Genomic DNA, 12093 nt, shown 5'->3' with positions numbered 1-12093 from the left:
GGGCCCGCGCTCGAGGATGACGTGATGATCTTGGCGCATGTATTACTTGGACATGAGACGTCCAAGTATTCACATATTCTTCACCAGGTGAGGTCGGCCCAGGCGGTCGTGCCGCCGCCGTTGCGCGACTGGCCGAGGATGGAGAGCTCGGAGACGATCGCAAGGCCGCGGCCGTTCTCCGCATCGTCGGTGCAGCAGCCCGGGGTCGGACCCAGCGTATTGGTCCCGGAGTCGTGGACCTCGACGCGGCAGCCGGCCTCCTGCTGGTGCAGGCGCAGGGTGATGCGCTCGCCTCCGTGCCGGACTGCGTTGGTCACCAGTTCGGAGGTGACGAGGATGATGTCGTCGATCGTCGCCGGTGGGGGCTTGGGGTGATGGAGTGCGAGCCACAGGCGGGTGAACTCTCTTCCCTGGCGAGGTGCTTCGGGGCCGCTGGCCAGCTCTAGGTGAGCCCCGCGGTCGCTGTGGTCCACTCGCTCTCCCGACCTGCCAACTCAGGGCCTCACTGTGCGTGAAGCGTTGTGCAACACATTGCAGTGTTGCGCAGCAGTTGCGACGCTGTCCAACGGCACCACCCGTGTTCCGGAAGGACGTTCATGGCGATCGCGCGACCATCCACCTCTCGCTATGTGGAGATCGCCGCTGACCTGCGCCGCCGCATCGTGGACGGCCGGGAGTGGGTGCCAGGGGAGAAACTCCCCAGCCACCGCGCGCTGTGCCGGGAGTACGGCGTCACCGACAGCGTGATGCAGTCCGCCCGGCGGATCCTCATCGGTGAGGGCATCATCGAGACCCATCCGGGGGCCGGGGTCTATGTCCGTCGGCAGGTCACTCGGCACGAGCTGGTGCGTGTCGGCCCGGACGCGGCCGGGCAGCCGGTCGCGGTCGGGATACGGGAGCAGGGCCGGCCGCAGACCGCGTTCGCCGACTGGTCGTGTCACAGCCAGACCATCACGGCCGACCGGGCTTTGGCCCACCTGCTGCGGGTCGAGCCGGGCGAGCGGGTCATGATGACGGAGTATCAGGTGCTGTCGGCTGGTGTGATGGTCCGGCTGACCACGACGTTCGAGCCGTACGGTGTCGTCGGGGGCACCGCCATCGTCCTGCCCGACGACGGCCCGCTGGCCGGTCAGGGTGTCGTCGAGCGGATGGCCGCGATCGGGGTCCAGGTGCAGCGGGCGAGCGACCGGGTCATCGCCCGGCCATCCACGGCGGCCGAGGGGGAACTGCTGGGTGGCGGCGCGGGGGCGCCGGCCCTCGAGGTCACCCGCACCTATACGGACACTGCCGGTCAGCCGATCCATGTGGAGCGCACTGTTGTGCGCGGTGACCGCGGGGCCCTGCTGTACCAGGTGCTGTAAACGCCGAAGCCGCCCCGTCCCGGCCGGGTGGCCAGGGCGGGGCAACGGCGGTGGCTCACACTCCAGTTCGACTGTGGTGGGCCGCGCTACTTCTTCGAGGGGTCCGGCTGGCGGCTGCGCGCCTGCGCCTCCAGCATCAGGTGGGTGCGCTGCACCAGCGCCGCCGACAGGATCACCTGCAGCACGGTGCGGGCCACCCGGAGGGCGGCCGTTACCGGCCCGGCGGGCCAGATCAGGGTGACCACTAGGGTGTACAGCCCGAGAAGGCCGATCGACACCGTAACGATCATGACGTTCCAGCCCCACGCCGACCGCCACCAGTCGGCCTTGGCGCAGTAGACGACAGCGGCGACGACGGCCGTGAGTAGGAGCAGCGCGCTCCCTGCGAGGTTGGCCAGCTGGGCTGCGTCCATCAGCGCCCTCCCTCCAGCGTCAGCCTGATTCTCTCGGCGAAGTGGTTCTCCCGGCGTGCCGCCCTCAGCTCGGCCGCCGCCTCGGACACCAGCGGAGCCCGCTCGTGCCCCGCGTCCCGGGCGCACTCCGCCCTGTGCAGTGCGGACGATGCGGCCTGCTGGCCCCGCGTCGGTACGCCCCTACGTCTGCGACGCCAGGCCCTGATCCACCGGAGCATGCTGCACCCCCTCGGTGGGGGGCTGAGGGTTCGGCAGCGCCCGCAGCAGAGGGATTGCCGTCCGGGACAGTTCGAGCAGTTCGCCCGCCTGGTCCTGGGCCACGTGGCGGGCCTCCTCCGATGCTGCGTGGGCGGCCCGCCAGGTGTCGCGTTCCTCGCGCATGTCGTCGTAGATCCGGCGGGGGACGAGCAGGCCGCGCAGCACCATGAGGACTATCAGGGCGACTAACCCCACGGCGCCGCCCTGGATCGCGCCGAGGCCGGCCAGCTCATCCAACATCGACCGCCGGGGTCAGCGGTGGCGGCGTCTTCGCTTCGACGCGGGCGGTGACCTGGGTGCGGGTCCACATCGCGACGACGGCAGTGGCGACCAGCATGACGGCGGCCTGCTGGTCGGTGGACCAGTGGAAGCCGAAGCCGATCACCAGCGATCCGAACGCCTGGATCGCGCCGAGGAGCGCGGCACCCAGGCCGTCGTGGACGATGACTGCGATGGCGACCGCGACGACGGTGGCGGCCGCCGCGTTGACGCCGGCCTGCTGGCCGGACGTCAGGTTGACCCCGAAGGCGGGCAGCCCGTTGACGACCGCCGCGACGACGGCGAGCAAGAAGGCGGGCTCTCTGCCGAAGATGCGAGGCATGTCAGCTCCCCTTCGGAGCGCTGGTGTTCGCGGACGGGGCGGTGACGGTGAGCTTGATGCCGTCGGCGAGCTCGGTGGCGATGGCCTCGCGAAGCGTCTGCTTGGCGTCGTCGGGCAGGGATGTGAGTGCCTTGCCGACCGTGCCGAGCAGACCCGCCCAGCCAGCGCCGGCGCCCTCGGGCACCGTGCCGTTGATAGCGTGCGTCAGCCACCAGAACATCGCGTTGGCGATGGAGTCCCGGACGTCGATGCCGGATGCCTCCTCGCGGATGAAGCGGCGCAGGTCGGCCTCGGTGAATGCCATGAGAGGGTCCTCCTCGGTGGGCGTGGTGGCCTCGCCTCGGGCGACGGCGAGGATGTGGGCGGCCGGCAGTGAGCCAGGGTCGCCGTGGTCGTTCTCGGGGACGTGCTGGTGGCCGCACCAGCCGGTGAAGCTCCGCCACTGGTCGAAGGTCATCCGGACCCGGCTGGCCCCGTACGAAGCGGGGTACGGCAGCCACTCGGCGACGCCGGTCAGTGGGATGCCGTGCTGGTCGGACAGCCAGCGCATCAGCCATGCCAGGTCCCGCACGGCCCAGGCGGGCGGCTCCGGCCAGTAGATGTGCTGCACGCCCTGGCGCGTCCACTGTGCGTGGGTCGCCGGGTCGCATGTGCCGACCAGCTCGATCTGGAAGGTGTTGGCGAGGTTTGTCTGGACTCCGCCGGGCGCGTTGACGAGGGCGCGCGCGGATTCGTCGACGTCGAAGTGCTGGTGCCAGACGAGCTGTTGGGTGTCGAAGTCCGGTACTGCGGTGACCGTCGGTGCGACGCCACCGCTGTTGTAGTCGTAGAGGGTGGGGCCCTCGGTGGTGTGGATGACGCCGCAGTTGACCTCCATGTCGGAGCCGCTGTAGCGGCCGTCGCCGAAGAACAGGTCGAACCGGGCACCGGGGATTTTCTGCGGGCCGGTGCGGGCCATGGTGCCTCCAGGGCGTGACAAAGCCCCGGCCGGGTCGGCGCGGGGCTGAGGTGGTTGCTTGCTGACTAGGTGTCAGGCGGGGAGTGTCCACCCGGTGGTGAGCTCGATGGTGTCCTGGGTGGACGGTGGGGTCTGCGCGGGGAGCGGTTCGGGGGTGCATCCGCAGCCGGGCAGGTGTTCCGGGTCGGGGGCGGTGCAGTTGGCGGAGTGGATGCGGGCGGCGAGGTCCATGCCGATGGCGTGCCGGCCGCAGGCCTGAACGGCGACGACGGTGGTGGCCGCAGTGGGCGGCGGCGCGAGGCCGGCGGGCTGCTCCGGCTCGCCATCGGTGCTGAGCGTGGCGGCGCGGGCGAGGACCGTGCCGAGTTCGGCGTCGGTGGGGCGTCGGCGCCACTGGACGACCGGGTCGGTGCCGCAGCCCGCGACTGGGCAGATTCGTGTGTCGGTCACGGGGGCTCCGATCAGGCGTGTTCCCAGACGACGGTCATGCCGGTCTGGGTCGGGGAGGTGTTGAGGGCGCCAGCGGTGGTCTGGTAGGCGAAGCCCTCTACGTAGTCGCCGACGGCGAGCTGGACGTAGACCGTGCACTGGATGGCGGCGCCGATGGCGACGCCGTTGCAGTCGGTGCCGTTCTGGCTCATCTTGGGGGCGACGCCGTTCTTGTGGATCTCGATGAGGCGGCTGCCGGTGCCGGATACGACGAAGCCGAGGCTGACCGTGACCCGGTACCAGCCGGCGCCGCCGGTCTGCACGGTGTACCGGGAGTTGTTGGTGACGTTGGAGTGGCCGCCGTAGGTGTCCACGGCGGTGGTGTCGATGGCGATGGCGGTCAGGGTCGTGGCGGGGATGGACTGCGCGGATGCCTGGTAGCCCTGGAAGTGGGGGCGGTTGGTGAGGAAGGTCCCGTTGTTGCCGACGGTGTTCATCAGCGCGGCGGTGTCGAATCCGCCGGGGACGACGGCCGTGGCCCAGACCGGGACGGGCAGGTTGGTCACGGCATCTCCTAGTAGGCGAAGACCTTGGAGTCGAATTTCGCGGAGTTGTCCCAGGTGGTGGCGTCGGTGATACCGGCCGGGAGGAGTTCGCACACCACGTCGAGGGCGGTGTGCGCCTTGGTGGTGGCCGCGGCGAGGGTGATGGTGGCGGTGGTCCATCCGGCGGTGGTCGTGCCGACGGAGGCGATGGTGACGGTCTCCTGGTTGGCGGTGCCGAGGCCGAGGATCAGCTGTCCGTTGACGGGCAGTTGGGCGGCCGCCGGGTTCTGGTTGTCGGCTCCGGCCTTGATGACGATGCTCGTCACGCCGGAGGAGATGGTGGCGTTGAGCTGGGTGTGGAACGCGGCGAAGACGCCGTACGGGCTGATGTCGGCCGGGGAAAGCTGGAGCGTGCACGTGGCATCGCCCTTTTCGGTGAACTCCCAGTCGATGGACTCGACGAAGCAGTCGAGGGTGATCGCGGTGGCTGCTGGAGGCCGCCGGACGACCCGCACCCGGGTACCGAGCTCGAGGGACAGGCAGACCGGCCACAGGGCGGGCATCGCGGAGGGGTGCAGCCTGATCCCGGAGACGCGCTGCGCCGGCGTCTTGAACCTGCTCAGCAGGTAGTTCGCCGCGTCCTGGCACTCGTTGGTCGAGGAGGAGTTGACGGTGCGGGTGAGCGGGCGCCGGAAGTATTTCGTCTGTGAGCCACTGTCAGCCGCGGTCAGGACCTGGCTGGTGCTGGCCTGGGTGACCTGGACCAGGTTCGCGACCCGGGTGGGGTCGTAGTCCAGCTTGATGTCCTCGTAGGGCCACTCCCCTGTCGCCGTGTTCTCGCCGAAGGTGAAGGCGGGCGTGATGGCGTTGTAGCGTGCGCTTCGCGAGCGGAAGGTCATGGTGCCGTCGCGGGCAACGAAGTGCTCGCCGTTCTCGGTGTCCACGACGCCCTGCAGTGCGGACAGGGCGTCCTGGCCGGCGATGAGGGCTGGTCCCATGCTGGTGGTGAGCGCGGTGTCGATGGCGACCGCGCCGGTGTAGCCGGCGTAGTCGAGGATCCGCTGGTAGCGGGCGTTGGCGGAGTCGCCGGTGAAGGCGTTGCGCCAGGCCGCGTACATGGTGGCCGTCCTGGTGGTGCCGGGGACGGCGGGGAACTCGGCCGCGAGTGCGAGGTCGCCCTGGAAGTTGAGGCTGGTGCCGTCGCCGATGGTCGGGTCGACGTAGGTGCCGATGTTGTCGCCGATGATTCCGGTGGGCGCGTAGCCGGTGCCTACGGCGCTGGTGACGGAGACGCCGTCGATGGTGAGGTACATGTTGGCGTTGTCGTAGCCGAAGATCGCCAGGTGCCAGTTGCTGTCGGCGACGGCCATGGAGGTGAGAGTGAGGCTGACGGTTCCGGAGGTGGGTCCGGAGAGGTTGAAGTAGGCGTGCCCGGAGTTGTCGATGCCGAGGGTGATGCCGGACCCGATTGGCACGCTGGTGTGCTGGCTGTCGAACGCGGACCAGATGATCGAGGCGTTGGCCGGGGTTCCGCTCGTGCATCGGAAGGCGATCATGCGGGCCCAGGAGGCCGGGTTGGCGGGGCCGAGGACTCCGGCGGACCCGAGTGAGATGAATGTGGCGGGCTGGTTGGTGATGCTGCCGGGGTTGGGGTTGGCGACGGTGATGACGGTGCCGGTGGATCCGATGAAGCCGCCGGTGGGGCTGGCGGAGGTGACCTGGGTTCCTGCGGTGATGGTGCCCGGGCCGTACTTGGAGACCGCCAGGACTGCCGGGGGGATCGTGCCGGTGGAGTCCGCGAACCGGTCGCTGTCCGACGGGTCGGACAAGGGCAGGACGAACCGGGGTGTCGCTCTGGCGAGCTCCTCGTCGAACACGCCTTTCAGGTCGATCTGGGACAGCATCGAGAACGCGTCGGTGGCGGTCGGGGTGACGGTCCCGTACGTCCCGCTGTGGCTCCAGGCAGCTGGGTATCTCTCGACGAAGCCGCCGTACAGCGGGTACCAGACGCCGGGTGCCGTCCACGTCGTCGCGGTGCTGCCGCGTTCCCACTGGCAGCCGTCGAGCTGCATGTCGGTGAGGGCCGTGGTGGCGGCGCCGGTCTCGACCCCGAAGTAGCATCCGGTCGCGTTCGCGGGTGCGGTCGCGGTGAGCGTGATCGTTGTCCACGCTGCGCTGGCGCTGCCGGTGAGGACCTGGGTGCTGCTGCGGGTGGGGGTGGTGAAGCCGGCGAGGGTGGACCAGGTGATCTGGGCGTTCACGGTGAGGGTGGTGCTGGGTGTGATGTTGCGGACGCGGACCTGCAGCGTGTAGGTGGTGCCCGGCGTTACGGGGGGCTGCCGGGTGGCGGCGATCGGGGAGTGATTCGGGCTGAGGTTCGGGACGCGGAACTGGAAGACCCGGGTGCCCTGCCAGGCGGTGCCGGAGGTCGTGGTGATGCCGCCCGTGACGTCGGTGCCCGATTCCCAGCCGGCGGTCTGGGGGAACGACCCGGTGGGGTAGCCGCCCAGGTCGCCGCCGGTGGCCTGCAGTTGGGTGAGCAGGTTGGCGGTGGGTGGCCACTGGGCGCGGATGCGGAACGGCTGGTACGGAACGACGCTCCCGTACCAGGGGCCGGCGGAGTTCGACGGGTCGAACTGGCCGCCTCGGTTGTCCCAGGTGTGGGAGTACTCGCCGGAGCGGACCTGGTCCGTTTCGTACTGGCGGCCTCGCTGGACCGTTGCTCGACTGCGGGTGTAGGTGGAGACGTCCACCAGGGGGCCGCCGGGGACCAGGCCGCCGTTCGCGCCGGCCGAGGCCGGCGACCAGGCGTACTCGAGGACCGGCCAGTTGGTGTTCAGTGCCATCGGGCCGGTCCTCTCTGTTACCGCCGGTAAGGGGCGTAGCTCTGGGTGCTGCGCATGCCGATGCGGAGCATGCGCTCCTCGACGATGTCGCCGAGCTCCCGTTCGGACAGGACGGAGCCGTGGACGATGACGGTGAGGTTGGGTGTGGTGGCCGGGTTGGCGGGGCCGCTTTTGGCGAGGGTGCGGGCGGCGAGGGACGGTGTGCTGGCGGCCATGCTCCGGGTGCCGTTGCGGGCGGAGCGGTTGATGGCGTTGATGCTGGCGGCGCCGCCGATCGCGCGGACTGCCTCGGGGACGAGGACGCCTTCTCCGGGGGAGAGCATCGCGAGGACGCTGTCGCGGCGCGGTGCGTAGCCGGGGACGGTCATGCCGTCTGCGGCGTGGAGGACGCCGCCGTCGGCGAAGCGCGGGACGATGCCGCCGTCGGCGAAGCGTCCGGCGGAGGAGCCGGAGTAGGTGCCGTCGCCGATGGTGTAGTAGCGGATGGTGAAGGACTTGTCGGGGATGCCCTTGGCGATGATCTGGTTGATCTGGGCCATGACTTCGGCGGTGGGGACGGTGATTTCGACCTGCTTGTTCGGCAGGGTGGTGACCTTGACGCCGACTGCCGTCAGGGCGGCTTTCGCTTCGTCGGTCAGGGCGTTGACCTTGATCGACGCCCCTTCTTTGAGGTGGTCGGCGAGGCCCTGGACATAGAGCATGGCCTGCTGGGTGGGGTTGAGGTCCTTGACCGCGAGGGTGATCGCCAGGTTGCTGGGGATCAGGCCCATCTGTGCGGCGAGATTGTTGGCCTGGTCGGCGGTCAGGCCGAATTTCTCGCCGGTGGTGACGGCTGCGTCCCAGGAGGACTGCATGGCGCCTTCGGCCGTCTTGAGTGCCTCGGCGACGCCCACGCCGTTGGCCCGGGCGAAGTCGTAGGCGGACTCGGCGGCGGTGACGGTCTGCGCGGTGAGGGTCTGCAGCTTGTTGAAGAGCGACTGGCCGTTCTCGGTGGTGGTGTTGAGGGCGCCGCTGGTGGTCAGGAGGGCTGTGCCGAATCCCTTGGACTGGTCGATGCTCTCCTTCCAGGTCGCGTTGAGGTCGATGATGGCGGCGTTGGCTTGGGCTGCGGCGGCTTGGACCTCGATTTCGCCGCCGTTGAGAAGGGTGAGGGCCTGGTGGAGGGCGCGGGTCTTTGCGTCGGCGTCGGCGGTGGAGCTGGCGAGGGTGGCGATGACGCCCTTGAGACGCCCGGTGGGGCTGTTGGCGTCGGCGGCCGCCGCTCCGGTTCCGGCGACGGCTGCGGCGAGGTCCTTCTGTCGGGCGACGGCGGCCGGCATCTCACCCGCGTACTTGCCGATGGAGTCGGCCGCCTCGAGGAACTGCTTGCCCTCCTGGGTCATGACCTCGGAGACGCTTCCACTTGCGTCGGCGAAGGTTTCGGTGTGCTGATTTGCGAGAGCGCGCAGCTTGGCGGTGACGGTGTCGGCACCGGCACCCATGCCGAGGTAGGCGTCGGTGACCTCGCTGGTCGTCACGCCGGCCTTGTGCATGATGTCCAGCAGGCCGGTCTTGGTGTCCTTGAGCTTGAGGTCGGCGAGGGTCTGGACGGCGACGGCGCGCACGGACTGGTTGATGACGCCGTTGCTCTGCTGGAGAGCATCGGTGAGGCTGGAGATGCGGGCCTGGTGGGCCTGGGTGGCGGCGGCGGCCTCGGCGTGCTTCTTGGCGAGGTGGTCGAGGCCGATCATCGCGCCGGCGAGGACGATGCCGAAGCCGCCGCCGAGGAGGGTGTAGACGCCGCGCAGGGCGCCGACGAGTCCGGCGCGGGCGCCGGTGCCGAGCGCCGAGGCGACGCCGCCGATGTTGGAGCGGAACCCGACGAGACTGCCGCCGGCCTCCTGGATGCTGCCGGAGGTGGTGCGGAAGCTTGCGCCCATGGCGCCGATCACGGGGACGCGCGCCTCAATAGCGGCGAATGACGCACCGAAGCGGCCCATCTCCACGCCGGCGCGGGCCGCCATCATCTGCTGCGTCTCGATGGCGCCGCGGATGCCGTTGAACGAGCTGACGGCGGAGCGTCCGAAGCCGATGACGCTGTCCTGCATGGCCTGGATCTGCGGGCGGAACGGCCGCAGGGCGATCATGGCGAGGACGGACAGCTGGACGGCGCCGGGCAGGTCGGAGAAGGCGTGCGCGACGAGGCCGACGGCGGAGGCGAGCGGGCCGAGGACGGCCCCGGCGTTGCCGAGGAGGCCGACGCCGGCCTTGACGCGGTCGACGGCGACACCGACGGCGCCGGCGTTCGAGGCGACGGACGTCGTCAGGTCGTGGAGGGCGTCCTTGAGGGGGTCGACGAACTTCGCGCTGCTGCGGGCGACCTTCTCGAGGGAGCGGTAGGAGGCGACGAGGAGGTCGATGCCGTGGACGGCGCCGTGGATGAGGGGCCCCTTGAGGGGGGCGAAGGTGTCCTCGGCGATGTGGATGATGCCCTTGGCGGCGGCGCCGACCTTGGCCTTGACGGCGGGGCCGTAGAGGTCCCATCCGGCGATGAGGCCGGCGACGACGGGCTTTCCGGCGGCGACGATGCCGTCGAGGGCGGTGATGACGTGCGGGAGGAGGACCTGGCCGAAGGTGATGGCGGTGGTCTCGGCGACCTCCTTCACGCGGGAGAGCTTGTAGGCGAGGGTCTGCTGGACCTGCGCGAATCCTTCGACGTGCTTGGAGTCGTCCTCGGCGGCGGTGCCGATTTTGTGGACCTTGTCGGCCCATGCGTCGGCGTGGATGCCGGTCAGCTGCAGTGCGGTGTTGAGGCCGACGGCTCCGCCGGCCGCGCGCTTCATCACGTCGGCGTAGGTCTTGAACGGGCCGGTGCCGTTGGCGACGGCCCGGTCGAAGCCGTTGGCCATGTCGGCGGTGCTCTTGAACTGCAGGGCGAGGTTGGCCTGGTCGCTGGGGAGGTCCTTGACGGCCTTCTTGTACGCGCCGAGGCTGGTCGTGCCCTCCAGGTAGGCCTGGGCGAGGGAGCGGACCGTCGGCGGCATCGCCGCGAGCATGACCTGCGCGGACTGCGCGGCGGCCTTGGACTTGTTCATGGTGTCGACGACGATGAGGCCGTCTTTGCCCATGTGGTCGGTGATGGCCTTGTTCAGGATTCCGAAGGAGCCGGTGAGGCCGCGTTCGCCGAGGTGCTGGGCGAGGTCGGTGGCATCGACGCCGATGGACGCCATGGCGATGCGGGCGACGTTGGAAGGCGCCTGGAGGGACCGGATGGTGAAGGAGAGGTTCTGGGTGGCCTGGCGTGCCGTGACGCCTTCGGAGGTCATCTGCGCGACGGAGCCGAGCATCTCCTGCAGGGACAGGCCTGCCGCGGAGGCGACCGGGGAGACCGTCGACAGGGCTGCGGAGAGCTCCTGCATGTTGGCCTTGCCGTTGGCGACCGTCGCGACCATCGCGTTCATGACAGAGTTGACGTGGTCGGTGGAGAATCCGAACGCGTTCATCGTCGAGTCGAGGGTGTTGGCGACGGTGTCGAGGTCCGCGCCTTCGGCGCGCGCGCCCTCGGCGGCGGCCTTGAGGATTTTCAGGCCCTCGGCGCCGTGGAAGCCCGCCGACTCGATGCGGTACATGGCCGCGCTGAGCTGCTCGACGCTGGTGCCGGTGTCGACGGCGACCTTCTTCACGCCTTCGGAGACCAGCGCGAGGTTCCCGGTGAGGTGCCCGTCGATGACGTCGCCGGTCTCACCTGCGGAGGTCCGCAGGCGCACCATGGCCGTCTCGAAGTGCATGGCCATGTCGGTGGCGACGACGCCAACGCCGACGAGGCCGAGGGTGCCCCACTTGGCGACCTTCTCGATGACCGGCCCGAGGCCGAGCAGCTTGCTGCCCATGAGGCCGGTCTGCGCGGCGGAGCTCTCCATCGCGGTGCCGGCGGCCCGGGCCTCCGCCGCGGCGACACCCAGACCGGCTCCGGCCGCCCGTGCCTCGGCGCCGACTGCGGTGAGCCGCACTGCGGCGCGCGTCGCCTGCTCGTCCATCCGCTTCAGCTGGACGGTCAGGCGGTCGGCGTCGAGGCCGGCCTTGAGGAGGGACTCCGACAGTGGGGCGGTGATGCCCCGCACGGTGATCCAGAGGTCGGCTACCTCGCCCACGGCGACCACCCCCTGCGCGTCAGGACCACTTCACGGTCTGGAATGCCTTGCGGAAGGCCACGTCGGCCTGGATGTGGACGAGGTTGGTGGCGGGCTTGAGGAACGGGAACTTGGTGCCGTTCTTCAAGCCGTTCTCGAGGTAGGAGCCGTACTTCGAGGAGGTGGCGCCGCGGCCCTTGCGGTAGGGCGGGGACTTCCCGGGCGCGAGACCGACCCGGATCTCCCAGCCGACACCGGTGGGACCGGGCGTGGTGCTGGTGATGGAGGACTTGAGGGTGCCGGAGATCTGCGCGGGCCCGGACCCGGGACGGGCCGGGGTGGGCGTGCCGTAGGCGTGGCTGCCGCTGGAGGCGTTGGTCTTGGCCTGGTCGGCGATCAGCTTGGCGACGCCGACCAGGCCGGTGCGGGTCCCGGACCGGGCGCCGCGTTCGATCTTCGCGAGGATCATCCGCAGAGCCGCCGGGGTGAGCTCGGGCATCGTGCCCCCTCCCCGGTCAGCGGTTGGCGTTGGCCTGGGCGTTGCGCTTGGCGCACAGCAGGTCCCAGGTGAAG

Annotated in this window: 11 protein-coding genes; 1 reads left to right on the top strand and 10 read right to left on the bottom strand. The window is 70.0% G+C overall.

The annotated features are described in order from the left end of the window. Nucleotides 1–80: 80 nt before the first annotated feature. Complete coding sequence (locus ACKUU6_RS32055; protein WP_407992432.1) at nucleotides 81–473, bottom strand: ATP-binding protein; 393 nt, start codon at nucleotides 471–473, stop codon at nucleotides 81–83. 123 nt (nucleotides 474–596) lie between these two features. Here ACKUU6_RS32055 and ACKUU6_RS32050 point away from each other — a divergent pair, with 123 nt between their 5' ends. Further along, on the top strand, nucleotides 597–1361 hold the full coding sequence (locus ACKUU6_RS32050; protein ID WP_408649653.1) for a GntR family transcriptional regulator: 765 nt from the start codon (nucleotides 597–599) through the stop codon (nucleotides 1359–1361). An 86-nt stretch (nucleotides 1362–1447) separates the two neighbouring features. Here the strand turns inward: ACKUU6_RS32050 and ACKUU6_RS32045 are convergent, their stop codons facing one another. The 9 genes from ACKUU6_RS32045 to ACKUU6_RS32005 form a co-directional block, all read right to left on the bottom strand. Further along, nucleotides 1448–1774 (bottom strand): hypothetical protein, encoded by a 327-nt coding sequence (locus tag ACKUU6_RS32045; protein WP_407992430.1) that lies wholly within the window; start codon nucleotides 1772–1774, stop codon nucleotides 1448–1450. A gap of 180 nt (nucleotides 1775–1954) precedes the next feature. Beyond that, a complete protein-coding gene (locus ACKUU6_RS32040; protein WP_407992429.1) occupies nucleotides 1955–2272 on the bottom strand; it encodes a hypothetical protein in 318 nt (105 codons plus the stop codon). Then, nucleotides 2262–2633, bottom strand: coding sequence for a hypothetical protein (locus tag ACKUU6_RS32035; RefSeq protein ID WP_407992428.1), 372 nt, complete (start codon nucleotides 2631–2633; stop codon nucleotides 2262–2264). The genes ACKUU6_RS32040 and ACKUU6_RS32035 overlap by 11 nt, the downstream gene beginning before the upstream one ends. 1 nt (nucleotide 2634) lies before the next feature. Further along, nucleotides 2635–3591, bottom strand: a complete 957-nt coding sequence (locus ACKUU6_RS32030; protein ID WP_407992427.1) for an N-acetylmuramoyl-L-alanine amidase — start codon at nucleotides 3589–3591, stop codon at nucleotides 2635–2637. 72 nt (nucleotides 3592–3663) lie between these two features. Then, nucleotides 3664–4041 (bottom strand): hypothetical protein, encoded by a 378-nt coding sequence (locus ACKUU6_RS32025; RefSeq protein ID WP_407992426.1) that lies wholly within the window; start codon nucleotides 4039–4041, stop codon nucleotides 3664–3666. 11 nt (nucleotides 4042–4052) lie between these two features. Further along, on the bottom strand, nucleotides 4053–4586 hold the full coding sequence (locus tag ACKUU6_RS32020) for a hypothetical protein (protein ID WP_407992425.1): 534 nt from the start codon (nucleotides 4584–4586) through the stop codon (nucleotides 4053–4055). 8 nt (nucleotides 4587–4594) lie between these two features. After that, nucleotides 4595–7411: a hypothetical protein gene (locus ACKUU6_RS32015; RefSeq protein WP_407992424.1), complete on the bottom strand. Its 2817-nt coding sequence runs from the start codon at nucleotides 7409–7411 to the stop codon at nucleotides 4595–4597. Between the two features lie 17 nt (nucleotides 7412–7428). Beyond that, nucleotides 7429–11541 carry a phage tail tape measure protein gene (locus tag ACKUU6_RS32010; protein WP_407992423.1) on the bottom strand — a complete coding sequence of 1371 codons (4113 nt, stop codon included), beginning with the start codon at nucleotides 11539–11541 and terminating at the stop codon, nucleotides 7429–7431. A gap of 19 nt (nucleotides 11542–11560) precedes the next feature. Next, nucleotides 11561–12019: a hypothetical protein gene (locus ACKUU6_RS32005; protein ID WP_407992422.1), complete on the bottom strand. Its 459-nt coding sequence runs from the start codon at nucleotides 12017–12019 to the stop codon at nucleotides 11561–11563. Nucleotides 12020–12093: the final 74 nt, after the last annotated feature.

Source organism: Kitasatospora sp. CMC57 (genome assembly GCF_045866025.2).
Classification (GTDB): domain Bacteria; phylum Actinomycetota; class Actinomycetes; order Streptomycetales; family Streptomycetaceae; genus Kitasatospora.
Note: the sequence above shows the minus strand (reverse complement) of the source record. Positions and strands in the feature narration are given on the sequence as shown.

Excerpts from the sequence above, each read along its gene's own strand:
- ACKUU6_RS32005 (WP_407992422.1), bottom strand. The coding sequence starts at position 12,019 with ATGCCCGAGCTCACCCCGGCGGCTCTGCGGATGATCCTCGCGAAGATC.
- ACKUU6_RS32015 (WP_407992424.1), bottom strand. The coding sequence starts at position 7,411 with ATGGCACTGAACACCAACTGGCCGGTCCTCGAGTACGCCTGGTCGCCG.
- ACKUU6_RS32030 (WP_407992427.1), bottom strand. The coding sequence starts at position 3,591 with ATGGCCCGCACCGGCCCGCAGAAAATCCCCGGTGCCCGGTTCGACCTG.
- ACKUU6_RS32050 (WP_408649653.1), top strand. The coding sequence starts at position 597 with ATGGCGATCGCGCGACCATCCACCTCTCGCTATGTGGAGATCGCCGCT.
- ACKUU6_RS32045 (WP_407992430.1), bottom strand. The coding sequence starts at position 1,774 with ATGGACGCAGCCCAGCTGGCCAACCTCGCAGGGAGCGCGCTGCTCCTA.
- ACKUU6_RS32040 (WP_407992429.1), bottom strand. The coding sequence starts at position 2,272 with ATGTTGGATGAGCTGGCCGGCCTCGGCGCGATCCAGGGCGGCGCCGTG.
- ACKUU6_RS32035 (WP_407992428.1), bottom strand. The coding sequence starts at position 2,633 with ATGCCTCGCATCTTCGGCAGAGAGCCCGCCTTCTTGCTCGCCGTCGTC.